We start from the raw sequence: 24,532 nt of genomic DNA, 5'->3' as shown, positions 1-24,532 counted from the left end.
TCCCGAGGAGCGATAGTACCTCAAGAGCATTTACTACGACGGCAGGCCGGCCGATATCACGCACGCGCATGAGTTGACCCGGCAGCGGCGATATCGCCGGCAACGAATTGGTCAGGCAACTCGCGCAAGTTTTGCAAGGAGCGCCGATCGGGCCGGACTCGATCGGCGCGCGGCGCTCAGCCCAGCACGATCAGCAGGTCTTTTGCGTCCACCGTCTCGCCATGCTTGGTGACGACCTCGGCGACGGTCGCGTCGCGATCCGAGCGCACCGATGTTTCCATCTTCATCGCTTCGATCGTCAGCAGCACATCGCCGCGCTTCACCTTGTCGCCCTGCCGGACAGCGACGGTGGCGATCGTGCCTGGCATCGGCGCACCCACCTGGTTGGCATCCGCAGGCTCGGCCTTGCGACGCGGCGGCTTCAACGCGACCTGGCTGCGATCGGGCACCTTCACCGAGCGCGGCTGACCATTCAACTCGAAGAACACCGTACGCGTGCCATCTTCGTGGCTGTCGCTCACGGCAACGAAGCGAACGATGAGCGTCTTGCCGCGATCGATATCGACCGTCACCTCATCGCCCGGCTCCATGCCATAGAAGAACAGCGGCGTCGGCAACACGCTGACACGGCCATAGTCGAGCCGGTTCTTCATGTAGTCGAGGAACACTTTCGGATACATCAAGTACGAGGCGAACTCCTCGTCCGTGATCTCGCGCCAGGTCTTGCTCTGCGCTTCGTCACGCGCCTTCTTCAGATCGATCGGCGCCAGCACCTCGCCAGGCCGACCGGTCATGGCGGCGGCGCCCTTCAGCACCTTCTCTTGCAAGGCCGACGGAAAGCCTCCGTATGGCTGGCCGAGATCGCCGCGGAACAGCGAGACGACCGATTCGGGGAAAGCGATCTCGGTGTTCGGATCGAGCACCTGCTCGGCAGTGAGATTGCTGGTGACCATCATGATCGCCATGTCGCCGACGACCTTCGACGTCGGCGTGACCTTCACGATATCGCCGAACATCTCATTCACCTTGGCATAGGCGCGCGCCACTTCCGGCCAACGCACATCGTCGATGCCCAGCGAGCGTGCTTGCTCGCGCAAGTTGGTGAACTGCCCACCGGGCATGCCGTGGACATACACCTCGGACGCGCCCGAGCGCAGATCGCTTTCGAACGCGCTGTAGCAATGACGCACCTGCTCCCAGTATCCCGAGAGCACGCGCAGATGCTCCGAATTGAGCCCGGAATCGCGCGGGCTATGGCGCAAGGCCTCGACGATCGAGCCAAGGTTGGGCTGCGAGGTGAGGCCACTCATCGCGTCCAACGCGCCGTCGACGGCGTCGGCGCCCGCATCGACCGCGGCGAGCACGCTGGCAGCGGCGATGCCGCTCGTGTCGTGCGTGTGGAAGTGCACCGGCAGACCAATCTCTTCCTTCAGCGCCTTGACCAGCGTGTAAGCCGCGTGTGGCTGACACAGACCCGCCATGTCCTTGATGCCGAGAATGTGTGCGCCCGCCGCCTTCAACTCACGCGCCATCGACAAGTAGTACTTCAAGTCGTACTTGGTCTGGCGCGGATCGGACAGATTGCCGGTGTAGCAAATCGCCGCTTCGCACAGCGCGCCGGACTCGCGGACCGCATCGATCGCGACACGCATGTTCTCGACCCAGTTCAGCGAGTCGAACACGCGGAACAAATCGATGCCCGATTGCGCCGCCTGCTTGACGAAGTAGCGCACGACGTTGTCGGGGTAATTCGTGTATCCGACTGCATTCGCCGACCGCAGCAGCATCTGCAGCAGCAGATTCGGCATCGACTGGCGAAATTCCTGCAAGCGCTCCCACGGACATTCGTTGAGGAATCGCATTGCGACGTCGAACGTCGCGCCGCCCCAGCACTCCACCGAGAACAGATCCGGCAACAAGCTCGCGTAGTACGGCGCGATCGCCTTCATGTCATAGGTGCGGAAGCGGGTTGCCAGCAGCGACTGATGCGCATCACGCATGGTCGTGTCGGTCAGCAGCACTCGCTTCTGCTCGAGCATCCATTGCGCAAACTTGTCGGGCCCCAGCTCATCGAGCTTCTGCTTGGTGCCGGACGCCGGCGCCGGCAAATCGATCTTGGGCAGCTTCGGCGTCACCAGGCGCTGCGGCCGCGGCCGCGACTTCACCTCGGGATTGCCGTTCACGACCACATCGCCGACGAAGTTCAACAGCCGCGAGGCTCGATCCTTCTTGCGCGGGAAACGGAACAGCTCTGGGGTCTGATCGATGAACTTGGTCGTGTATTCGGCGGAGGCGAACTGCGGATGCAGGATCAACTGATCGAGGAAGCGCAGATTCGTCACCACGCCTCGCACACGGAACTCCCACAATGCGCGATGCATACGCGCAATGGTCTCGGCCGGCGTTGGCGACCACGCAGTCACTTTCACCAGCAGCGAATCGTAAGAGCGCGTGATGATGGCGCCCGAATACGCCGTGCCCGCATCGAGGCGAATGCCGAAGCCCGCCGGACTGCGATAGGCCGTGATGCGCCCGTAATCAGGAATGAAGTTGTTCTCTGGATCCTCAGTGGTAACGCGACACTGCATCGCATAACCGTTGAGCCGAATGTCTTCCTGCTTCGGTACGCCGCTGTCTCCATGGCCGATCCGCGCGCCTTCGGCGATCCGGATCTGCGCGCGAACGATGTCGATGCCAGTGACTGACTCCGTCACCGTGTGCTCGACCTGCACGCGCGGGTTCACTTCGATGAAATAGAACTTGCCGCTGTCGGCGTCTTGTAGGAATTCCACGGTGCCGGCATTGAGATAACGCACGGCGCGACCGATCTTCAGCGCCTCTTCGCACAGCGACTGACGCTGTTCGTCATTGAAGAACGTGGCGGGCGCGCGCTCGATGACCTTCTGATTGCGGCGCTGAACGGTGCAGTCGCGTTCGAACAGATGTACCAGGTTGCCATGGGAGTCGCCCAGCAACTGCACTTCGATGTGGCGCGCGCGACGCACCAGCTTTTCGAGATAAACCTCGTCGTTGCCGAAAGCCGCCTTGGCCTCGCGCCGGGCGGTGGCCACCATTTCGGGCAGCTCCTTCTCGTTCTCGACAATACGCATACCGCGCCCGCCGCCGCCCCAGCTCGCCTTGAGCATGACCGGGAAGCCCACTTCGCGCGCCATGCGCAATGTTTCTGCTTCATCGCGCGGCAATGGCGGCGTCGCGGGCATCACTGGCACGCCCGCTGAGACGGCGAGGTTGCGCGCCATCACCTTGTTGCCCAGTCGACGCATGATCTCGGGCGTCGGGCCGATGAAGATCACACCCGCGGCCGCACAGGCTTCGGCAAACTCGGGGTTCTCAGACAAAAAACCGTAGCCGGGATGGATCGCATCGACCTGCGCGGCACGCGCGATGCGCACGATGTCGGCAATATCCAGGTAGGCCTCGACCGGTGTTTTGCCGGCGCCCACCAGATAGCTCTCGTCCGCCTTCATGCGATGCAATGAGAAGCGGTCTTCCTGCGAATAGATCGCGACGGTGCGGATGCCCAGCTCGGCGGCTGCGCGCATCACGCGAATGGCGATCTCGCCGCGATTGGCGATCAGCAGGCTCTTGATTTTCTGAGGCATGATGAACACTCGCCGCCCGCACCAGTCTTTTTTAGTGCCGGACCGGGGGCTTGTAGGAGTCGTGGATGGGGCTGCCGGCGGCAGCGAGATCCATCGATCATAGCGGCAGCAGACTCCCCTGCAAGAGCGAGGCCAATAGGGTTTCAAGATCAAAGTATCGGCGGCGACGATGACACCGCTGACACCAAGGCCAACGCGGGCGCGCTCGGGGACAGCGTTTTCTTAGTGCGCGGCGCCTGCTTCCGCGGCGGCTTCTTTGCGAAACGAGCCGGTGGTGAGCTCGCTGTATTCCTTGTCCATGATGACGATGCAATTGCGGCCGCGCTCCTTGGCCGCGTACAGCGCCTCATCTGCCAGCTGGATGAAGCCATAGTGACTGCGATCGCTCATCGGCTGGACGCACGCGATGCCGATGCTCACCGACAAGCTCTTGCTCGGAGTCGGAGACGCGCTATGCGCGATCGCGAGCGATTCGATGCCGGATTGAATTTGCCGCGCCATGTCCTCGGCGTGGTGGCGGGTCGCATCGTAGAGAACCATCGCGAACTCTTCGCCGCCATAGCGTGCCGCAATGTCCAGCGGCCGGCGCGCATGACTGCTCAACGACCAGGCGACGCGACGCAGGCATTCGTCGCCCGCCTGGTGCCCGAAACGATCGTTGTACGCTTTGAAATGATCGATATCGATCATGAGCAGGGTCAACGGCCGGCCCTCGCGGGCGGCCTGCGCCCAGACCCGATCGACGTGCTCGTCGAACGTGCGGCGATTGGCGATGCCGGTCAATCCATCACGCCGCGCCGTTTCCATCAGCAGCTGCGATTCCAGGAAGTTGGTGCGATTGGCGCGCTCCAGCGAATAACAAACAATCGCTCCGATGGCGTTGGTGAACAGCAATACACCTACATCGACCAGCCGCTGCGATGCCGGAATGCCGGCGAGCGTGGCGATGATGGGATAGGCAGCGAGCACCAGCAGCGATGAGCTCAACGCCGGCCGGAACGCCAGCCCCAGCATCAGATAGTTGTAGATCATCGCGAGCACCACCGAGGCGATCAGGCTGACGCCCTGGCTGGCCGCGATCACGGCGAGCACCACGACGCCAGTGCCGAACAGCGTTGCGCCGAAGGGACATACGATGGGATACCAGCGCTGATACAGCCGGCTATGCACCAGGATGAGCGCGCTCAGAAAGATCGGTCCGAGCACGGTGAGTCGAATCAGATCCAGCGGCCGGTTCACGGCCGCGGGCAGCACCAGATGAGTGAGCGCCGAGAAGCCGATGACGAAGCCGATGCCCAGCTGCAGGTTGCGACTGATCTGGGCACGAGTCCTGGCCAGATGCGAGCGACGGAAACGCCGCTCGAGGTCAGGATCGTCGAACGTCAGGCGCGGAAAGCCGCGCTGGAGTTGCAGCGCGTAAGCGGACTGGGGCGGCGCATCTGCACCGCCTGCGTAACCTGTTCTTGGCGCCGGCTCGGGGATTAGTTCGAATCCTGATGATGTTTGCGACGATCGCGCGCGTCCTTGATCAAGCGGCGCCATACTTCGTAGGCATCCCAGCCCCCGGTCGATTCGATATTTGGCTCGACCACCGTGTCGATACCAAGTTCCGGTGTCGTCAATGAAATTGCGTTACCGAGCTGATCGGCGTTGGCTGCCGACCCTCCGCTGACCATCTGGCTGACGACAGGTTTGATTAGTGTGCTCATAAAAGTCAGTCGGCGGAGCTCGCTTACGCGAATTCGGATGAAAAAAACGTGCCCATGTTATTTCTCACCCGACCGCAAAAGCGTGCGCAGTTCTCAGTTTCGGAACCCAGGGCATCTTCGCTGAGACTTCCGTGCGCGAGACACTCGACAGACGTGGGGACGCGTTTGAAACCGCTCGATTATGTTCAAGCGACCAACGCGCTGACCAGGAAGCCGAATGTAACGCTCACTGTTAACTTGTGCTAGTCGGTGCGAAAAATAAAACTCACCCGCTAAATCGCGGCGCTGCGATATCCGGATTCGCCAAGCTGTTTGAAATTGATCCGCTGATGATCGGCAGCTTGGAGAGTCGGACTCTACCGCTCAAAATATTTGACCAGGAACTGGTCGAAAGTCATGTCGTCGGCGGCTTCGATCGCGGCCTGCCGCTCGAGCGACTGTTCGGCTTCGGCACCAAATTCCGCCAGGCGCTGTTCGTTCGGCGGATACAAATCCAGAAAGTAAGCCTTGTGCACACGAGACATCCGCAGCGCGAACTGCGCGAAGCTTTCACCCGTGGTGCGCAATTCCTGCAGACTGCGCGCCGACGGTGTGCGATCCACATCGTCGATCTTGGTCTGTTGCAGATCCAACGCGGCCGTGTACGGCTTACGCTCATCGCCTTGATCCAGCAGCTCGCAGATGCCACGCATCGAATCGATGAGCTCCAGCGCCCAGGTGCGCAATTCTACGGGCCGCCCATTGCGATTTAGTTTCAATCCCGGCTCGCGCCCGCGGCGCGCGACCAAGGCATGGTTGGCGTCCAGGTGCGCCTGCTCGCCGGCATCGATCGGCTCGCTTTGTTTCAGCACACACAGCGCCGCGAAACGCCTCCAAAAAAAAAGCGCAAAACTTNNCTTGTTTTGATTGACGCCGACCGGATCGAACGCGCTCACGTCGAGCGCGCGAAATTCCACATATTCGACACCGCCACGGCGCAATGCTTGCGAAGGATGCTCGCCGGAGCGGGCCACGCGCTTGGGCCGGATGTAGCTGTAATATTCGTTCTCGATCTGCAGCAGATTGGCGTTGAGCTGGCGGTATTCGCCGTCCACTTTGACGCCAAGCTTTTGATATTCCGGATGCGGCGTGCTGACCGCGGCAGTCAGGTCGCGCACATATTCATCCAGACTGTTGACCGAAATCTGCACACCCGCCTGGCTCTTGTTGCGATAGCCCAGATCGCTCATGCGCAGCGACGTGGCGTGCGGCGCATAAAGCGTGCCGGGCGCAAATGTTTCCAGTTGATGATCGCGCCCCCGCACGAACGAGTTGCACAGCGCCGGCGAGTTGCCGAACAAATACAGGATCAGCCAGCCATGGCGCCGGTAATTTCTCAGCAACGAGAAATATTGCTCCGAAATGAAATGCTGATCGGCGCGCGACTCCTGCAAAACTTCGGCCAGCACCGGCCAGAACGCTTGCGGAAAGGAGTAATTGAAATGCACGCCGGAAATGGCCTGCATCATCCGGCCGTAGCGGTTGCCCAAACCCAGCCGGTACACCTCTTTCAAGCGCCCGATATTCGAGCGACCGAAGCGTGCAATGGGAATCTCATCGTCGCCGGTCAGCATGCAGGGCATGCTGGTTGCCCACAGCAGCTGGTCGCCGAGGTGGCGGTAGACGAACTGGTGCAGGTCGCACAGATATTGCAGCAGTTGCCAGGACTCGCGGAACGCGGGCGTCACCAGCTCGATCAGGCTTTCCGAATAATCGGTGGTGATGTGCTCGTGAGCGAGCGCCGAGCCCAGCGCGACCGGATGCGGGCTTTGCTCGAGGCGGCCGTCGGGCGAGACGCGCAGCGATTCTTTTTCCACGCCCTTGAGGCCGTTCTGCAGGACACGCGGCTCGCGGGTATTGATCAGCGTCGCCAGGCGACGCTCGAAGGCGCGGTCGATGCCGGAGCTGCTCATGTCTCATCAGAACCGTAAGTGGCCGGCAAGTTTCACGAGGCGCGTTCACTGCGTCAAGCACCCGCCAGGCATGACACAAGTGAACGCCCGCCCCCGTGCTGCGTATGGTCCGATACCGCAAACCCGGCGACTATGCTCTGATTAGCCCATTCCGACCGAGCGCTGGAGATCCGTGGAGCTGCCATCCACCTTCGCTTTCGAGCTCGCAACCTTGCATCTGCCGATCGGAGTGGTCGCAGCCCTGGCGCTGACGGTTATTGCCGCTTTGGCGCGAGCCCTGGTCCTGCACGTCCGCCTGGCCCGACGCACCCGGGAACTGGAATTGGAGCTGGCGCAACGCCAGCTTGCCGAAGCCGAACTGCAAGCAATCCGTGACGGTCTGGAGAATCGGGTCCGCGAGCGCACCCGTGCACTGGAAGCACGCAACGAGGAACTGAGCCGTCTGCGACTCGCACTGGAAACCGCCAATCAGCGCCTCCGCCGCCTGGTCTCCGTCGACGCGCTGACCGGCATCGCCAATCGACGTCATTTCGACCGAGTACTGGATCGCGAGGTGCGTCGCGCGCGTCGCGAACAGCTGCCGTTGTCCTTGATCTTCCTAGATCTCGACGAGTTCAAGCACTTCAACGACACCTATGGCCATACCCACGGCGACGAGGTCTTGCGCCGGGTTGCGCGGACCCTGGATGAAAGCTTCCGTCGCGGCGGCGATCTGGTCGCCCGCTACGGCGGCGAAGAATTCGCGGTGATCTTGCCTGGCGTGGATGCGCACCGCGCCGGACTGTATGCGGAGCGCTTGCGCCGCCGGATCTGGCGCATGGCGATTTCGATCGGGCCGGGCCAGGGCGGCGAGCGCATCACCATCAGCGGCGGCGTTGCCGCGATCTCGCCGGGCGCGCCCGGTCGCCACGATGCAGCGGCCGATGCATTGCTACGGGCGGCCGACCAGGCGCTCTACAAAGCCAAATGCCAGGGACGCAATCGGATCGCGATGGCGGCTGCACCAGCAACGAGCATTGCCGAGCGCCCGATCGTCGAGCTCGCCTCCTGATCTTTCCTGTCCTTGCGCCACCCACACGCGCATCGGCGTATAGTCGATTCGTCGCATTCATCCTCGAAAACAACAGTGACAGGGAATGTGGGTCGCGGGCGATTGGCATTCCTTCGGAAGGGAGAATCGCATGACGGACAGGAAGACGGTTGGCGGCGTCACTTATCAAAACGCCGGTAAGGATTACTTCGAGAAGCGTGGCCTGAAACGTCACGCCAGAGTCTGGTCGCTGTGGGCGCTGGGCGTCGGCGCCGTCATCTCGGGGCATTTCTCCGGCTGGAATTTCGGCATCGGCGCCGGCGGCTGGGGCGGCCTGTTCATCGCGGCCATCGTCATCGCCATCATGTATCTGGGGCTGATCTTCAGCCTGGCGGAAATGTCGCCAGCGCTGCCGCATACCGGCGGCGCATATTCGTTTGCTCGCAGCGCCATGGGTCCCTGGGGCGGCTTCATCACCGGTCTGGCCGAGAGCATCGAATACATCATGACGCCGGCGGTGATCGTGTTCTTCATCGGCTCCTATCTCACCGGCATCTTCGAAACTCCAGCCGCGTATCAGCCGTTGTGGTGGATCGGCTGTTATCTGCTGTTCGTGCTGCTCAATTACGCAGGCGTGGAGTTGTCATTCAAAATCTCGGTCGTAGTCACCGTGATGGCCCTGGCGGTACTGGTGGTGTTCTGGATCAGCGCGATTCCGCATGCGGACTTCTCGCGCTGGGCGTTGAACATCGCCGCCGGCCCCGACGGCAAGCCCATGGAACTGGTCCAAGGCGGCGGCAGCTTCCTGCCGTTCGGCTGGCACGGCGTGCTCGCGGCCCTGCCCTTTGCAGTCTGGTTGTTCCTGGCGATCGAAGAGCTGCCACTGGCCGCCGAAGAATCGGTGGATCCGAAACAGGACATGCCCAAAGGACTGATCTTCGGCATGTTCACGCTGATGGTCTCGGCTCTGATGATCATGCTGCTGAATGCATCGATCGGTTCCGCCGAGGAAGGCAAGCTGCATGGCGCGTACTCGCTGGCCACCTCGTCCGAGCCGCTGCTCGACGGTTTCCGCGTGATCTTCGCCGGCGACATTGCGAAGTTGCTGTCATTGCTGGCGGTCATCGGCCTGATCGCGAGCTTTCACACCATCATCTTCGCGTTCGGACGACAGATATATTCGCTATCGCGCGCGGGCTATTACCCAGCTGCCATGTCCTTGACGCACGGCTCGCGCAAGACACCTCACATCGCATTGTTCACTGGCGCGTCGATCGGGCTCGCAGTGATTCTCGCGGTGTGGATCTCGCGCGGCGCGGAGAAAGGCGGCGCAATCATCGGCGCGACATTGCTGAACATGGCGGTGTTCGGCGCGATGATCTCGTATGCGTTCCAGGGCATCTCCTTCATCTTGTTACGCAAGAACATGCCCAACATCGAGCGACCGTATCGCAGTCCACTCGGCATTCCGGGCGCTACCGCGACCGTCGTCATCGCGATCGTCACGCTGTACTTCCAGCTGCAGGATCCGGTGTATCGCGCCGGCGTGTACTCGGCGCTGGCCTGGTACGTGGCCGGCGTTCTGTACTTCGCGTTCGTGGGTCGCCACAAGCTGGTGTTGTCGCCCGAGGAAGAATTTGCACTCACCGGCGGGCAGCACGGGCATCCCGAGCGCGAGGGTTACGGCACAACCAAGGTTGATACCGCATCATGATGGAACCTCGCCAGGTCAAAAGCGCGGCCGATGCCCGAGCCATTGTCGAGCAACGCGGTCTGTCGCACGTCAAAGTGGGCGTCTTCGATATCGACGGCATCATGCGCGGCAAATACATGTCGCGCGCCAAGTTCATATCGGCGCTGGAAAGCGGCTACGGCTTTTGCGATGTGGTGCTCGGCTGGGACTGCCAGGACCAGCTCTACGACAACGTGAAATTCACCGGCTGGCACACGGGCTATCCCGATGCACCGGTGCGCATCCTGCCGGCAACGTGCCGTCCATTGCCATTCGAAGAAAACAATCTGCTGTTCCTGAGCGAGTTCACTGGCGCGGCAGAGCAGGTCTGCCCACGTGGCCTGCTTCGACGCGTGATCGACAAGGCGGCGAAGCTGGGTTTTCAACCCTACGCAGGCTTCGAGTACGAAGTGTTCTTCTTCGACGAAACTCCCGAGTCGGTGCGCGCCAAGCACTATCGCGACCTGCGACCCATGGCGCCCGGCTGGTTTGGTTACTCGGTCATTCGCAACTCGACGGCAGCGGAGTTCTATCGGCACCTGCTCGCCACTTGCGAAGCCATGGACTTCGGCATCGAAGGGCTGCACGAGGAAACCGGCCCGGGCGTGATCGAAGCAGCGATTGCCTTCGACAGTGCGCTGGCCTCTGCCGACAAGGCCTCGCTGTTCAAGACCTTCATCAAAGTGCTCGCCCAGCGCAACAGCATGATGGCGACCTTCATGGCGAAATGGTCGCGCGACTGGCCGGGTCAGAGCGGTCACATTCATCTATCGCTGCAGGACCACGATGGCCAGCCCGTGTTTCACGATGCCGACCAGCCGCATCAGATGAGCCAGACCATGCGTCATTTCATCGGCGGGCAGCAGAAGCTAATGCCGGAGCTGCTGGCGATGGTGGCACCCACGGTCAACTCATATACACGGTTGATTCCTGGATTTTGGGCACCCACGGATTCGACCGTTGGCGTCGAGAACAGAACGTGCGCACTGCGCGTCATTCCGGGCAGTGCGAAGTCGCAACGCGTGGAATATCGAGTGGCCGCGGCGGACGCGAATCCATACATCATTCTTGCGGCAGCGCTGGGCTCCGGACTGTATGGCATCGAACACCGCATCGAGCCCGAGCCGCTGGTCGAAGGGAACGCTTACGACCATAAGTTTCCGCAGCACCTGGCGCTGCCCCGGACTTTGTGGGATGCCGCCCAGCGCTTGAAACAATCACGCATGGCCCGCGGGTACTTCGGCGACGCCTTCGTCGAGCACTTCGCTGCCACCCGCGAGTGGGAAGAGCGCGAGTTCCGCAAGCACATCACAGATTGGGAGCTGGCGCGATATTTCGAGATCATCTAGCGAATGACGGCCCATGCAACGCACGATTTCTCCTGTTGATGGCAGCATCTATGTCCAGATGGAGCTGGCGACGCCGGCGGTAGTCGATGAGGCACTCAGTAGTGCTCGCTCGGCGCAGCGCGAGTGGCGAAATACGTCGATCGAGGACCGCGCCAGGATCCTCTCCCGCTTCTGCGACATCTTCGACAGCCAGCGCGCCGACATCGCCACCGAGCTGACCTGGCAGATGGGCCGCCCCATTCGTTTTTCGCCAAGCGAAGTAAACGGCACCCTCGAGCGCGCGCGACACATGATCGCCATCGCTCCGCAAGCGCTTGCCGATATCGACGCTGGCCCGAAGGAGAACTTCACACGCTTCGTGCGGCGTGAGCCGTTGGGCGTCGTGCTCACCATCGCCGCATGGAATTATCCGTATCTGATCGCAGTCAACAGCATCATCCCGGCGCTGATGGCTGGGAACGCCGTGATCCTGAAGCATTCCGCACAGACGCCGCTGTGCGCCGAGCGTTTCGCAACTTGCCTGACGCAAGCGGGTCTACCTGACGGTGTGTTTCAAGTCTTGCATCTGAGTCATGCAGATACCGACAAGGTCATTCGCGACCCGCGCATCGACTTCGTCGCATTCACCGGCTCGGTCGCCGGCGGACACGCCGCGCAACGCGCGGCCTCGGAACGCTTCATCGGGGTGGGACTGGAGCTCGGCGGCTGTGACCCCGTGTACGTTCGCCACGACGCCGATCTGTCACACGCCATCGAGAACGTTGTCGATGGCGCCTACTTCAACAGTGGCCAGTCGTGCTGCGGCTTACAGCGGATCTACGTTCATGAGCGCGTTCACGATGCATTCGTCGACGGCTGCATCGATCTCATCAATAAGTATGTGCTCGGCAACCCGCTCGAACAGGACACCACGCTAGGCCCCGTGATTCGAGCCGCCGCTGCGGACGCGATTCGCCAGCAGATTGCTGCGTCAATCAGCGCCGGCGCGACGCCTGCGATCGACGAAGCGAACTTCCCTGTCAGCAAACCCGGCACACCCTACCTCGCGCCACAGCTGTTGCTGAATGTCGATCACTCCATGACCGTCATGCGTGAGGAAATTTTTGGCCCGGTGGCCGGTCTGATGAAGGTGAGCTCGGACGAGCAGGCGATTGCATTGATGAACGACAGCCATTTCGGTCTGACTGCCGCGATCTGGACCGGCGACGAGCAGGCCGCGCTCGCCCTCGGCGATCGCATCCAGACCGGCACGTGGTTCATGAATCGTTGCGACTATCTCGATCCGGCGCTCGCCTGGGTCGGAGTGAAGGATTCGGGGCGCGGCTGCACACTGTCCGTGGTTGGCTACGAACATCTCACGCGACCCAAGTCATTCCATTTGCGCACGCGCACTTGAGAGCGCCATGAGAGAGTTCGTCATCAAGCCGGTCCGCTCGAAGGAAAACATCATGGCTTCGTTACGCGGCAACTGGAACTATCCCACCGCGGTTCGCTTCGGCCCCGGCCGCATCACCGAGTTGCCGGAGGCGTGCAAAACGCTGGGCATGAAGCGTCCTTTGCTGGTCACTGATGCCGCATTGGCGAAGCTGCCTATGATCGAACACGCCGCAGCTGCCTGTCGGGCGGCGGGACTCGCCTGTGAAGTATTCAGCGACGTACGAGCGAATCCGGTCGAAAATCGAAACGTCACGAANAATGGAGTCATTGCGTACCGTCGCGGCTCGCACGATGGTGTGATCGCATTCGGCGGTGGCAGCGCACTCGACACCGGTAAGGCCGTGGCATTGATGGTGGGACAGACGCGTCCAATCTGGGACTTCGAGGATCGCGAGGATTGGTACACGCGAGTGAATGTCGCGGGCATGGCGCCTACCGTCGCGGTGCCGACCACGTCTGGCACCGGCTCGGAAGTCGGCCGCGCTGCTGTGATCACCGACGTGCGCGACCACACCAAGAAGATCATTTTTCATCCAAAGATGTTGCCGTCCATCGTGATCGCCGATCCTGAGCTGACATTGGGCCTGCCCGCGCAAGTCACAGCGGCAGTCGGCATGGACGCGCTCTCTCACAATCTGGAAGCGTACTGCTCGCCTTCCTATCATCCGCTCGCCGAAGGCATCGCTCTGGAAGGCATGCGATTGATTCACGATTGGCTGCCGACCGCCGTACGCGACGGCAGCGACATCGAAGCCCGTTCACACATGATGGCAGCCTCCCTGATGGGCGCGACCGCTTTTCAGAAAGGGCTCGGCGCCATGCACAGCCTGAGTCATCCGTGCTCGGCCAACCTGAACACCCACCATGGCCTGACCAATGCAGTCGTCATGCCTTATGTCTTGTCTTGGAACCGTCCGGCGCTGAGCGAGAAAATGCAACGCCTGGCCGCCTATCTGAACCTGCGCCAGCATTCGTTCAGCGGCGTGCTGGACTGGATCCTGGAATTGCGAAATTCCATTGGCGTCCCGGACACATTGGCCGAGTTGGGCGTTACATCAGAGCATGCGGACGCGTTTGCCCGGCAGGCATTCGACGATCCTTCCACCGGCGGCAATCCGCTGCCAGTCACGGTCGCAGACTTTGCTCAGCTGTATCGTAACTGCATCGAAGGACGGCTCCAGACGGCGGCGAGTTGATGGATTGAAGCCATGTTTCATTGGCAATTCAGCAGCCGCGAGGCATAGTGAAGACCATGCGTATCTCAGTGCTCATCGGTTTGACAGTCGTCGCGGGCGCCCTCGCAGCGCCGGCGCATGCCGACACCATGCGTTGTGGCAGCCGCTTGATCCGCGATGGCAATGCACGTGCAGAAGTGCGAGCGTTTTGTGGCGAGCCCGCCGACGTGCAGACGCGCACCATCCTGCGACGCCCGACCTACACCATCGGCGGCCGCGTCTTTTTCTCCGGCGATGGACTGGTCGAGATTCCAGTGGAAACCTGGACGTACAACTTCGGTCCGAACAAGCTGATGCGCCGGGTGCGTTTCATCGATGGCGTCGTCGACGAGGTCGAGACGCTGGGCTACGGATATAACGATCCGCAGCGTGGCTCCTATAACGCCGGCAACTGATCCCGCAAGCGCGCTCGGGTCACGCGCCAAAAGCGCGCCACCAGCAGCACCGCGCTGATTGACAGCCCGACGTTCAGGCCAACCCACACCAGTTTCGGCCCTTCGCCTCGGTACACACCGAAGTAATACGCGAAGGTGAACCCAACCACCCAGTACGAAAAGACGCACAGGGTCATGGGAATGGTCGTGTCCTTGAAGCCGCGCAAAGCCCCCGCCGCGCCGACCTGCACGCCATCGGAAAACTGAAACAACGCTGCCATCAGCAACAAACTCGCAGCCAGCTCGCGCACCGGCAGGTCGCGTGTATAAAGCGCGGCGATGTGATCGTTGCACAGCAAGATCACGATCGCCGACACAGTCATCACGATTGCGCACATCACCACACCGATCCAACCAGCATTGCGTGCGCCGATGAGATCGCCACGACCCAGCGTGTGGCCAACGTGAATCGTGGTCGCCGAGCTGATGGCGAGCGGCACCATGAACATGAATGCCGCGTAGTTCAGCGCGATCTGATGTCCGGCCGCAGTGACGGCGCCCATGCCGCCCATCATCAACGCCGCCGCAACAAACAAACCGCCTTCAGCCAGGATGCTGCCGGCAATCGGCGCACCGATGCGACTGAGCTCGCCGAGCACCGGCCAGTTCGGACGATCGATACGCGCAAAAAAGTTGAAAGGGCGATACGCACGATGCATGCGCACGTGTAGAAACATCGCGAAGAACATGAGCCACATCGAAATGGCCGTCGCGACTCCGCAGCCCACCGCACCCATCGCTGGCGCGCCGAACTTGCCGTACATGAAGATCCAATTGCCGATGACGTTGGCAGTCAGACCGAGGAAGCCAGTGAACATGATGGGCTTGGTACGACCCAGCCCTTCGCTCATGTAACGCAGCGAGAAGAACGCGAGCAGCCCGGGCATGCCCCAACTGATGGCGTGAATGTAGCCCACCGCGACCGGCAGCACGTCTTTGGAGATGCCGATCGCCGCCAGGAACCAGTCCGCCTGGCGCATTCCCGTGAACAACAGGATTGAAAGCGCCAGCACCAGCCACCATGACTGACGCGCATAGGACGTCACCTTGTCCTTATCGTTGGCGCCGAAGGCGTGCGCGACCGATGGCGAAGTGGCCATCAACAGGCCGAAGCCGACGAACATGAAAAGGTTGAAACTGGCGGCGCCGATGGCCAGGCCGCCCAGCTCGACCGCCCCCAGCTGGCCCGCCATCACGGTATCGGCAAAGGCCATGCCGGAGATGGAAAGATTGTTCCCTAGCAGCGGGGCGCCGAGCGACACAATAGCTCGGGCGTCCACGACCAGGCGGGCGCGGCTGTGGATACTCATGACGATGACACCGCCGGCGTTGGCGGGAATGTGTGGCGTTACGGATCGCGGGCCGCACAGCGTACGGGCTTCAGCCGTCCGCGCCAACAGCGATTCCCAACTATATTCGAGCGACGACGGCTGGCATGCTTGCGCCTGTTCGTTGCCCGCAATGGAGCCATCATGCTCGTAGGTTCGTCAGTTCGACGCGTCGCCATCATCGGGGGCACACGCATTCCCTTCGCGCGCTCGATGGGTGTCTACGCCGAGGCCAGCAATCAAGAAATGCTTACCGCCTCGCTGAAGGGCTTGGTGGATCGCTTCAACCTGCGCGGCGAGGTGCTCGGCGATGTCGGCGCTGGCGCGGTGCTCAAGCACTCCAGGGATTTCAATCTGACGCGCGAAAGCGTGCTCGATAGCGGCCTCGCGCCGGAAACTCCCGCATTCGATCTGCAGCGCGCCTGCGGCACCAGTCTCGATACCGCCATCGTGCTCGGCTTGAAAATCGCCACCGGTCAGATCGACTCGGCGATTGCGGCGGGCGTCGATACGGCGAGCGACGTTCCAATCGTCTTCCCCACGGCGTATCGCAAATTGCTTCTGCGCAGTGCGCGCGGACGGTCGCTCGGTGAGCGCCTCTCTCCGTGGGCGAGCTTTCGTCCCAGCTTCCTCAAGCCGCAGCTGCCTGGAGTGGGTGAGCCGCGCACCGGCATGTCCATGGGCCAGCATTGCGAAAAGATGGCTCAGACCTGGCAAATCCCGCGTGCCGATCAGGATCAGCTCGCGCTCGAAAGTCATCACAAAGCGGGCGCGGCGTGGGATGAAGGTTTCTTTGACGATCTGGTCGTGCCGTTCCGTGGCTTGAAGCAGGACAACAACATCCGTCGCGATACCTCGCTGGAAAAGCTCGCGAAGCTCAAGCCATCGTTCGCCGCGAACGGCACGTTGACAGCCGGCAACTCAACGCCCATGACCGATGGCTCGGCGGCTGTGCTCCTCGCCAGCGAAGACTGGGCGAAAACACGCGGACTGCCGGTGCTCGCCTATCTCACCTATGGCAAGTACGCGGCCGTCGATTTCGTTCAGAAGGAAGGACTGCTGATGGCGCCGGCTTATGCGGTGCCTCGAATGCTCGCGGATGCGAAGTTGACGCTGCAGGATTTCGACATCTACGAGATCCACGAAGCCTTCGAGGCGCAGGTGCTCTGCACGCTCAAAGCCTGGGAGTCACCGGAATTCTGCCGCGACCGGCTCGGCCTCAGCGCGCCGCTCGGCAGCATCGATCGAAGCAAGATGAATCTCAAAGGCGGCAGCGTCGCCATCGGCCATCCCTTCGCCGCCACCGGCGCCCGCATCCTCGGCACCCTGGCCAAGCAGCTCGCCCAACGCGGCGGCGGCCGCGGCCTCATCTCCGTTTGCACGGCCGGAGGCATGGGAGTGACTGCAATCGTCGAACGCTAGCCCATCCTCAAAATGGAGGCGATCGGCAGGGTCTGATGGGAGATTCCTGCCGACCGCCGTCCGGACCTGGACCGGAATAAGTTAAACCAGTCGTCGGTCCACTGCGCGAGGTGCCGCGATCCCGGGGAGGGGGCAGTAACGAATCGCGACACTCCGAGCAATCGGTTGAGGAAGGGTCGGTCGGTGGCGAAAGGCCGACCCGATACCCAATGGATTTAGAGAAAGAGGTGAAGGGCGTCCATGCCCGGGTGCATGCCCCGACCATGCGGGTCCTTGTGAAGGCATCCCTAATCACACGCACGCAGATCCTAAAGGGTATAGCGACAAACCGAGGTAAATACCCTCACAGCCGCAGCAGATAGCTTCGCAAAAAGCCCCTCAGACGGATTCGCGAGGCGCTTTTACTTATGTACCCGACAGAATATGCGGCAGTGCGTCGGTCGGTATTACAAGGCATCCATCCCGAGCCGCGCGTCACCCCAGGCAGTCGGGCTTAGTACATTGATGTACAAAGAAAAAATTACACTCGGCACAGCAGTTGCTTTATCTACGACGCGTGCCATAAACGCCCACAGGAAGTTCTCTCAAATGAAACGCTTTTTTGCTCTGGTGCTGCTCGCCTTCGGCTTTGTCAGCGCCGCCCATGCCGATTACATCCCCGCCAGCTGGACCGACAGCGCCAACGTCGGCAATGGCATCTATATCGGTAACCGTCAGTCCTATACCTATACCCACGATCTGACCGACAACGGCTTCCGTCCGTTGAACGACCTGATCTCCAGCTTCCGTCTGAACATCGATCTGGCGGACGATGACAACAATTTCTTCCGTGATGGCATCGAGATCGCGTTCGTCGATCTGCCGGGCATCGAGGGCGACGCCTTCGTGACCAACTTCGGCCTGAGCGGTCCGGAGTACAGCGGCTTCTCCATCCTCGGCCTGCTGCAGCTGAATGCGCTGGGCACGCTGACCGTCACGATCACCTCCATCATCGGCGACTTCAACCTGGTCGGCTCGACCCTGACCGCGAGCGGCCTGAGCAACGTCGCCAACGTGCCGGAGCCGGGTGCTCTGGGCCTGCTGGGCATCGGCCTGGTCGGCATCGCGCTGAGCAAGCGCCGTCGCAAGCAGGCTGCCTGATCGCGCAGCTGAAACCATCCTGGTGAGGAAGGCCCCGCTCCGGCGGGGCTTTTCTTTTTGGGAGCGTCAATCGCTCCCATCTGTTGCGATCATTGGTCGGCCGGGGGTCTGGGTCATTAGACTTGCGCCCCATGGTCGACTACCTCGGCAATTCTTCTTATCAACACGGCGATCCCGCACGCATCGGCGTGCTGCTCGTCAATCTCGGCACCCCTGACGGCTCCGATCCATCCTCGGTCCGGCGCTTCCTGGCCGAATTCCTCTGGGACCCGCGCGTCGTCGAAGCGCCGCGTCTGTTCTGGTGGCTGGCTCTGCATGGCGTAATCCTGCGCATCCGTCCGTCGAAGAGCGCCCACGCCTATCAACAGATCTGGACTCCCGAAGGCTCGCCCTTACTGGTGCACAGCTCCGCTCTCGCCAAGCGAATCGGAGCAGCGATGCAGCCGCGCTGGAATGCAGCCGTCGCGCTCGGCATGAGTTACGGCTCCCCGTCCATTCCCGCGGCTCTCGAGCAACTGCGGAGTCAGGGCGCACAGCGCATCGTCGTGCTGCCCCTGTATCCTCAGTACTCCGGAACAACGACGGCCTCCGTGTTCGATCGCGTCACTCGCCAATTGCAACGTTGGCGCTGGGTGCCGGAGCTGCGCTTCATCGGCAGCTATCACGACGACGCCGGTTATATCGACGCGCTGGCGGCGAGCGCCGAGCACCATTGGCGCACGCATGGGAAGAACCATCTGCTGTTCTCCTTCCATGGCATTCCGAAACGCTACGTAACCGCGGGCGATCCGTACTACTGCCAGAGCATGAAGACGGCGCGACTGGTCGCAGAGCGTCTGTCGCTCGGCGAGCAAGACTGGAGCGTGAGCTTCCAATCGCAGGTCGGGCGGGAGGAATGGCTTCGACCCTACACGGACGAGCGCCTGCTCGAATACGCCCGCAGTGGACCGAAGCGCGTCACGCTGATGTGCCCGGGCTTCGCGACCGACTGCCTGGAAACGCTCGAAGAGATCGCGCTACGCAATCGACAGTTGTTTCTGGAAGCCGGCGGCGAAGCTTACGACTACATTCCCGCGCTGAACTCCAGCGACACGCACGTTGCGGCGCTGACGAATCTGATCGAGCGACACATCCAGGGTTGGGCCGAACCCTCGCATCACACTCCCGCGGCAGCCGAGGCCACACGGCGGCGAGCTTTGAGCAGCGGCGCGCAGCGTTGATGTTCGGCCGGTTCCTCGAAATCAGCCTGTACACGCCCGAGATTCGCGACTCGCTGGCGTTCTATGAGTCGCTCGGCTTCGTACAGGCGCCGGTTGGGGAAGTCTTCAATCATCCTTATGCGGTGGTCACCGATGGTCGGCTGTTTCTGGGATTGCACGGCCGAGCCCTCCCTGCCCCCACGCTGACCTTCGTGATGCCGCGGCTCATGCATGGCATGGAGCAGCTGGAACAACTGGGCATCGAGTTCGACGAGCTGCAACTGGGCAACGAAGTCTTCAACCGCGTCAGCTTCCGCGACCCTTCCGGTCAATGTATCAACGTGTTCGAGGCGCGCACCTTCTCGCCGCCGCCATTCGAGAGTCAGCCGGCGACGACCTGCGGTTACTTTACCGAGTACGGCCTGCCGGCTCGCGAGCAAAGCGCAATGCGCGCGTTCTGGGAAGCAGCGGGCTTCGTCGCATGGGACGAGCAATCTGAGCCATTCGCACGTACCGCGATCACCAGTGACCATCTGAACCTGGCGCTGTATCGTTCACGGGCATTTCGCCAGCCCGTGCTGACCTTCGAAGACCGTGACATGCGTGAACGCCTGACGCGGTTGACGGAGCGCGGCTTCCAGCTTTCCGACGAAATGCCCGACAGCCTCGACGACAGATGCAATGCCATCCTCATTGCCCCAGAAGGCACGCGGCTGCTGCTGCTACAGTCCGAAGACTGACGACACCAAGGAGAATTCGATGTTCCGATGTCTCGCTGCCGCTGGCATGGCGCTGCTAGCCACCGCGGCCATGGCCGATGAAGGCATGTGGACTTTCGACAATATCCCGCAGGCCGCCATCCAGCAGAAATACCACGTGACGCTCGACAAGCCGTGGCTGGACAAACTGCAACGCTCCATCACGCGTCTGGAGAGCGGCTGCACCGGCTCGTTCGTATCGCCCGATGGCTTGATGCTCACCAATCATCATTGCGCCATGTCGTGCCTCGCGCAGCTTTCCAGTGAAAGCGCGAACTATGTGGACAATGGTTTCAATGCCACCGCGCGCAGCGCCGAGAAAAAATGCCCGTCGCAGATTGTGTCGGTGCTGATGGAAACGGAGAACGTCACCGCCAAAGTGGCAGCCGCCACTGCCGGCATGAAGGACGCGCAAGCGAACGATGCACGCAAACAGGAACTGAGCAAACTCGAAGCCGCGTGTACCAGGAACTCTGAAAAGAGCCGGGGCGGGCCGCTGGCCTGCGAGTCGGTGACGCTGTATCAAGGCGGCCAGTACTACCTGTACAAGTATCGTCGCTACGACGACGTGCGACTGGTATTCGCTCCGGAGCACGCGATCGCGGCCTTTGGCGGCGACCCTGACAACTTCAACTTTCCACGCTGGAGCCTGGACTTCAGCGTCTTTCGTGTCTACGACAAAGGCCGGCCGATCCGCTCGCCAAATCATCTCAGCTGGCGCGTGGAAGGACCGCAGGCTGGCGAGGTGACGTTTGTCGCCGGCCATCCGGGCAGCACGAGCCGTCTGCTCACGGTGGAACAGCTGCGCTTCCAGCGCGACACCTCCGTGCCTTCCTATCTCATTCGCAACTCCGAGCTGCGTGGCCGTTTGATTCAGTGGGGCAAGACGGGTGAGGAGCCGGAGCGCATCGCCAGCGACTCTCTGCAGGGCGTCGAGAACTCGCTGAAGGTGTATCGGGGCTTCCAGACCGCGCTGCTCGACGACAGCTTGTTCGCACGCAAGACCGCTCAGGAACGCGAGCTCCGCGAGCGCGTGAAGTCGGACGAAAAGCTCTCAGCTACGGTCGGAAATGCCTGGGGTGAGGCGGCCGCCGCGCAGGAGCGCTATCGTCAGATCTACGATCGTTATCTCTATCTGGAAGCCGGCGCCGGCTTCAATAGCAAACTGTTCTCTTACGCACGCGCACTGGTGCGCTCGGCCGCCGAGCGCAGCAAGAGCAACGAGCAACGCCTGCGTGAGTACGCCGATTCCAATCTGCCAAAAATCCAATCGAGCCTGCTGGCCACTACGCCGGTCTATCCCGACTTCGAACAGGTCACGCTGTCGTTCTCGCTCGACAAGTTGCGCGAAGCCTTGGGACCTGATGACCCGACCGTTCGCAAGCTGATGAGCACAGAGTCGCCCGACTCGCTCGCCGCGAAGCTGGTGACGGAAAGCAAGCTCGGCGACCCGGCAGTTCGCAAAGCCTTGTGGACCGGCGGGAGCGCAGCCATCGCAAGCTCGAACGATCCCATGATCGTGCTGGCTCGCGAGATCGATCCCGACGCACGCGCCGTCCGCAAAATCTACGAAGACGAAGTGCAAGCGCCGGTCGCGTCCGCGCAGGAGCGCATTGCCAAGGCGCGCTTCGCTGTGCTGGGCACGAACACGTATCCCGACGCCACGTTCACCCTGCGGCTGAGCTACGGCGCAGTTGAAGGCTGGATGGAAAAAGGCCAGCAGGTGGCGCCGTTCACTCACCTGTCACGTTTGTACGAGCGCGCCACTGGTAAAGATCCGTTCCGCTTGCCGCAGGTGTGGCTCGATGCGCGCGACCGCCTCGATATGAACACGCCGTTCAACTTCGTTACGACCAATGACATCGTCGGCGGCAACTCCGGCAGTCCGTTGGTGGATGCGCAAGGCCGACTGGTGGGCCTGGCGTTCGACGGCAACATTCACTCCATTGCCGGCAGCTTCTGGTACGACGGCACGATGAATCGCACGGTCGCGGTTCACCCCGCCATCATCATCACCGCGTTGCGGGATGTGTACGGCGCAAAGGGCCTCGTAGACGAATTGCTCGGCAAGCGCTGACTCGATCCATGACACGGCGGAGCCGCCCGGCTCCGCCGTCCTCAGCGCTTCACAGCCACCAGATTGAAGCGCACATGCAAGCGGTCCTGCACTTCCAAAGCTCCCAGCGCCACGCTGAAGGGCTTCATGCCGAAGTCCGTCTGCAGGATGTCGAACTCACCACTCGCAGTGAGGCGGTCGCCGTTCATATCAATGCTGGCAGGCACGACTACATCTTTGCTCGCATTCTTGATGGTGATGCGCGCGGTGATCTTCGGGGCCTGCAGCGAGCCTTCGACAGCGGTGGCTTGCACCGTCACATTCGGATAGGTCTCGGCGTCCAGCACTTCCTTGCGAAGCATGTTCTTGCGCGTCCCGTCCTTGTCGGCGTCGGGAATGTCCGGCGGAAAATCAGTGCCCGCGGCGCGCCGGGCCTCGGGATCATCGACGATCAGATCCGCCACGGGAAAGGCCAGCTCGAAACCTGACCCCGGCAACGGGGAACGCATCCAGACACGGCCGGTCACCGATTTGCTGGTCATCACATGATTGTGGCCGAGCCGCGCAAAGGTGCCGCCACGATAGACATAAATATGCACAACAGAGGCCTGTGGATCGATCTGGTAGAACGTCGCGCCCTCGGTCGGCGGCGGGGCCGGCTGGGCTGGAGCGGGTGGGACTTCAGGGGCCGGCGCGGGTGGCCGGACCGGTCGCGGACAGGCGACAAGTCCAAGACACAGCAGCAGCAACACAGCGGCGCGGCTGGCGTTGGCCAGCGCGGTGCGAGCTGGCTCGATTTCATTTCTCATGGGCCGGGATCCCGTGTCAGATTTGCAGTCGCATCCCCGTGGCCGGCGCAGGCTCCGGGACGAATAATCGCTTACACTGTCGTCTCTAAGTACCCTTTGGATCCGGAACAGTGATGCAGCTGAAGAACGACGAATCTCGCTACGGCGTCGTCGCGCAGTTATTTCACTGGACCATCGTGGTCCTGATCATAGTGCAGTTCATTCTGGCCAACCGAGCCGCCAGCCTGCCGCTGGGTGTCGCCAAAATCGCGGTGCTGGCCCAGCACAAATCGTTCGGCATCACCATTCTCGGCCTGGTGGTGCTGCGACTGATCTGGCGCTGGCTCAATCCCGTGCCGGCCGAGCCGCTCGACATCCCGCAGTGGCAACGTATCGCAGCCCGCGTATCGCACATCGGTCTGTACGCGCTGTTGTTGATCACACCCGTGGTCGGCTGGCTGATGTCATCGGCGCGCAACTTTCCCGTAAGCTGGTTCGGTCTGGTGACCTTGCCGGATTTCATCAAGCCCAGCCGCCCGGCTTATGACTTTCTGCACGAGACTCACGAAGTGCTGGCGCTGACACTGTTCTGCCTGGCGCTGCTGCATATCGCCGCGGCGCTCAAACATCACTTCATCGACAAGGACAACGTGCTTCGTCGCATGCTGCCCGTCAAACTGAAGCAGGAACCGCCCCGATCATGATTGCTACCTCACATCGTCTCGCAGCCCGGCTGGTCGCTGGCTTCAGTGCCGGTCTGGCCGCCGTGGCGGCACTGGCCGCGGCACAGTGGAGCCTGCAGCCCAAGGAAAGCAAACTGACCTTCGTCGGCGAGCAGGCCGGCGCGCAGTTCGAAGGCAGCTTCGATAAGTTCACCGCCGACATCTCCTTCGATCCCAAGGACCTGGCCGCCAGCCGCTTCGATGTGAAGATCGACACGGCATCGGTGAACACGCAGGACGGCGAGCGCGACACCACCATCAAGAGCCCCGACCTGTTCGACGTCAAACGTTTTCCGACCGCGCACTACGTGGCCGACAAGTTCGCCGACAAGGGCGGCAACAAATATTCCGCCACCGGCAAGCTCACGCTGCGCAATGTGACCAAGGACGTACCCATCGACTTCACCTTCGAAAGCAAAGACGGCGGTGCATGGCTGAAGGGCACGGCGAAAATCAAACGTCTGGACTTCGGCGTCGGTCAGGGCGAATGGAAAGACACCTCAACGGTCGGCAACGACGTGCAAGTGCGCTTCGCCTTGCGCTTGAAAGGCGCTCCATGACGCAGGCAATGTCAGTGACCGAGTCGCAGGCCGGTTAACTGTCACCGCAATGACTGCA

The 24,532-nt window shown here is 61.8% G+C and carries 19 protein-coding genes; 13 read left to right on the top strand and 6 right to left on the bottom strand.

What is annotated here, in order from left to right:
- Positions 1-176: 176 nt before the first annotated feature.
- From pyc to gshA, 4 genes are all read right to left on the bottom strand, one after another.
- A complete protein-coding gene (gene pyc, locus D0550_RS03655) occupies positions 177-3,623 on the bottom strand; it encodes a pyruvate carboxylase (protein WP_116807728.1) in 3,447 nt (1,148 codons plus the stop codon).
- Between the two features lie 222 nt (positions 3,624-3,845).
- Complete coding sequence (locus D0550_RS03650; protein WP_116807727.1) at positions 3,846-5,165, bottom strand: GGDEF domain-containing protein; 1,320 nt, start codon at positions 5,163-5,165, stop codon at positions 3,846-3,848.
- Positions 5,105-5,332, bottom strand: coding sequence for a hypothetical protein (locus tag D0550_RS34575; RefSeq protein WP_153067020.1), 228 nt, complete (start codon positions 5,330-5,332; stop codon positions 5,105-5,107). The genes D0550_RS03650 and D0550_RS34575 overlap by 61 nt, the downstream gene beginning before the upstream one ends.
- Before the next feature lie 356 nt (positions 5,333-5,688).
- Positions 5,689-7,284, bottom strand: coding sequence for a glutamate--cysteine ligase (gene gshA / locus D0550_RS03645; RefSeq protein WP_174842467.1), 1,596 nt, complete (start codon positions 7,282-7,284; stop codon positions 5,689-5,691).
- A 172-nt stretch (positions 7,285-7,456) separates the two neighbouring features.
- Here gshA and D0550_RS03640 point away from each other — a divergent pair, with 172 nt between their 5' ends.
- The 6 genes from D0550_RS03640 (at position 7,457) to D0550_RS03615 (ending at position 14,462) form a co-directional block, all read left to right on the top strand.
- Complete coding sequence (locus D0550_RS03640) at positions 7,457-8,335, top strand: GGDEF domain-containing protein (protein ID WP_161965617.1); 879 nt, start codon at positions 7,457-7,459, stop codon at positions 8,333-8,335.
- Positions 8,336-8,465: 130 nt separating this feature from the next.
- Positions 8,466-10,028 (top strand): amino acid permease, encoded by a 1,563-nt coding sequence (locus D0550_RS03635; protein WP_116807766.1) that lies wholly within the window; start codon positions 8,466-8,468, stop codon positions 10,026-10,028.
- Positions 10,025-11,395, top strand: a complete 1,371-nt coding sequence (locus D0550_RS03630) for a glutamine synthetase family protein (protein WP_116807725.1) — start codon at positions 10,025-10,027, stop codon at positions 11,393-11,395. The genes D0550_RS03635 and D0550_RS03630 overlap by 4 nt, the downstream gene beginning before the upstream one ends.
- Positions 11,396-11,408: 13 nt before the next feature.
- Positions 11,409-12,791 carry an aldehyde dehydrogenase family protein gene (locus D0550_RS03625; protein WP_116807724.1) on the top strand — a complete coding sequence of 461 codons (1,383 nt, stop codon included), beginning with the start codon at positions 11,409-11,411 and terminating at the stop codon, positions 12,789-12,791.
- Between the two features lie 52 nt (positions 12,792-12,843).
- Positions 12,844-14,028: an iron-containing alcohol dehydrogenase gene (locus D0550_RS03620; protein WP_116807765.1), complete on the top strand. Its 1,185-nt coding sequence runs from the start codon at positions 12,844-12,846 to the stop codon at positions 14,026-14,028.
- Positions 14,029-14,084: 56 nt separating this feature from the next.
- Positions 14,085-14,462, top strand: a complete 378-nt coding sequence (locus D0550_RS03615) for a DUF2845 domain-containing protein (protein ID WP_153067019.1) — start codon at positions 14,085-14,087, stop codon at positions 14,460-14,462.
- Here the strand turns inward: D0550_RS03615 and D0550_RS03610 are convergent.
- Positions 14,444-15,811, bottom strand: coding sequence for an MATE family efflux transporter (locus D0550_RS03610; protein WP_153067018.1), 1,368 nt, complete (start codon positions 15,809-15,811; stop codon positions 14,444-14,446). The genes D0550_RS03615 and D0550_RS03610 overlap by 19 nt on opposite strands.
- A 162-nt stretch (positions 15,812-15,973) precedes the next feature.
- On the opposite strand from D0550_RS03610, the gene D0550_RS03605 reads away from it, so the two are divergent.
- The 5 genes from D0550_RS03605 (at position 15,974) to D0550_RS03585 (ending at position 22,425) form a co-directional block, all read left to right on the top strand.
- Complete coding sequence (locus D0550_RS03605; RefSeq protein ID WP_116807764.1) at positions 15,974-17,251, top strand: acetyl-CoA C-acetyltransferase; 1,278 nt, start codon at positions 15,974-15,976, stop codon at positions 17,249-17,251.
- 588 nt (positions 17,252-17,839) lie between these two features.
- Positions 17,840-18,391: a PEP-CTERM sorting domain-containing protein gene (locus D0550_RS03600; RefSeq protein ID WP_161965616.1), complete on the top strand. Its 552-nt coding sequence runs from the start codon at positions 17,840-17,842 to the stop codon at positions 18,389-18,391.
- A 131-nt stretch (positions 18,392-18,522) separates the two neighbouring features.
- Positions 18,523-19,611: a ferrochelatase gene (gene hemH / locus D0550_RS03595; RefSeq protein ID WP_116807720.1), complete on the top strand. Its 1,089-nt coding sequence runs from the start codon at positions 18,523-18,525 to the stop codon at positions 19,609-19,611.
- Positions 19,611-20,330, top strand: coding sequence for a hypothetical protein (locus tag D0550_RS03590; RefSeq protein ID WP_116807719.1), 720 nt, complete (start codon positions 19,611-19,613; stop codon positions 20,328-20,330). Before hemH ends, D0550_RS03590 begins: the two co-directional genes overlap by 1 nt.
- A 19-nt stretch (positions 20,331-20,349) precedes the next feature.
- Positions 20,350-22,425 (top strand): S46 family peptidase, encoded by a 2,076-nt coding sequence (locus D0550_RS03585; protein WP_116807763.1) that lies wholly within the window; start codon positions 20,350-20,352, stop codon positions 22,423-22,425.
- 41 nt (positions 22,426-22,466) lie between these two features.
- Here the strand turns inward: D0550_RS03585 and D0550_RS03580 are convergent, their stop codons facing one another.
- Complete coding sequence (locus tag D0550_RS03580; protein WP_116807718.1) at positions 22,467-23,213, bottom strand: YceI family protein; 747 nt, start codon at positions 23,211-23,213, stop codon at positions 22,467-22,469.
- Positions 23,214-23,326: 113 nt separating this feature from the next.
- Between D0550_RS03580 and D0550_RS03575 the strand changes: the two genes are divergently transcribed.
- The gene (locus D0550_RS03575; protein ID WP_116807717.1) at positions 23,327-23,896 is read left to right on the top strand and encodes a cytochrome b; all 570 of its coding nucleotides are present in this window, start codon (positions 23,327-23,329) and stop codon (positions 23,894-23,896) included.
- Positions 23,893-24,474 (top strand): YceI family protein, encoded by a 582-nt coding sequence (locus D0550_RS03570; protein WP_116807716.1) that lies wholly within the window; start codon positions 23,893-23,895, stop codon positions 24,472-24,474. The genes D0550_RS03575 and D0550_RS03570 overlap by 4 nt, the downstream gene beginning before the upstream one ends.
- Positions 24,475-24,532 lie beyond the last annotated feature (58 nt).

The sequence above is a fragment of the Steroidobacter cummioxidans genome, assembly GCF_003104955.1.
The sequence above is the reverse complement of the archived record's forward strand: the minus strand, read 5'-3'. Positions and strand labels throughout refer to the sequence as shown.

Excerpts from the sequence above, each read along its gene's own strand:
- pyc (WP_116807728.1), bottom strand. The coding sequence starts at position 3,623 with ATGCCTCAGAAAATCAAGAGCCTGCTGATCGCCAATCGCGGCGAGATC.
- D0550_RS03650 (WP_116807727.1), bottom strand. The coding sequence starts at position 5,165 with ATGGCGCCGCTTGATCAAGGACGCGCGCGATCGTCGCAAACATCATCA.
- D0550_RS34575 (WP_153067020.1), bottom strand. The coding sequence starts at position 5,332 with ATGAGCACACTAATCAAACCTGTCGTCAGCCAGATGGTCAGCGGAGGG.
- D0550_RS03635 (WP_116807766.1), top strand. The coding sequence starts at position 8,466 with ATGACGGACAGGAAGACGGTTGGCGGCGTCACTTATCAAAACGCCGGT.
- D0550_RS03630 (WP_116807725.1), top strand. The coding sequence starts at position 10,025 with ATGATGGAACCTCGCCAGGTCAAAAGCGCGGCCGATGCCCGAGCCATT.
- D0550_RS03625 (WP_116807724.1), top strand. The coding sequence starts at position 11,409 with ATGCAACGCACGATTTCTCCTGTTGATGGCAGCATCTATGTCCAGATG.
- D0550_RS03615 (WP_153067019.1), top strand. The coding sequence starts at position 14,085 with ATGCGTATCTCAGTGCTCATCGGTTTGACAGTCGTCGCGGGCGCCCTC.
- D0550_RS03610 (WP_153067018.1), bottom strand. The coding sequence starts at position 15,811 with ATGAGTATCCACAGCCGCGCCCGCCTGGTCGTGGACGCCCGAGCTATT.
- D0550_RS03605 (WP_116807764.1), top strand. The coding sequence starts at position 15,974 with ATGCTCGTAGGTTCGTCAGTTCGACGCGTCGCCATCATCGGGGGCACA.
- D0550_RS03600 (WP_161965616.1), top strand. The coding sequence starts at position 17,840 with ATGAAACGCTTTTTTGCTCTGGTGCTGCTCGCCTTCGGCTTTGTCAGC.
- hemH (WP_116807720.1), top strand. The coding sequence starts at position 18,523 with ATGGTCGACTACCTCGGCAATTCTTCTTATCAACACGGCGATCCCGCA.
- D0550_RS03590 (WP_116807719.1), top strand. The coding sequence starts at position 19,611 with ATGTTCGGCCGGTTCCTCGAAATCAGCCTGTACACGCCCGAGATTCGC.
- D0550_RS03585 (WP_116807763.1), top strand. The coding sequence starts at position 20,350 with ATGTTCCGATGTCTCGCTGCCGCTGGCATGGCGCTGCTAGCCACCGCG.
- D0550_RS03580 (WP_116807718.1), bottom strand. The coding sequence starts at position 23,213 with ATGAGAAATGAAATCGAGCCAGCTCGCACCGCGCTGGCCAACGCCAGC.
- D0550_RS03575 (WP_116807717.1), top strand. The coding sequence starts at position 23,327 with ATGCAGCTGAAGAACGACGAATCTCGCTACGGCGTCGTCGCGCAGTTA.
- D0550_RS03570 (WP_116807716.1), top strand. The coding sequence starts at position 23,893 with ATGATTGCTACCTCACATCGTCTCGCAGCCCGGCTGGTCGCTGGCTTC.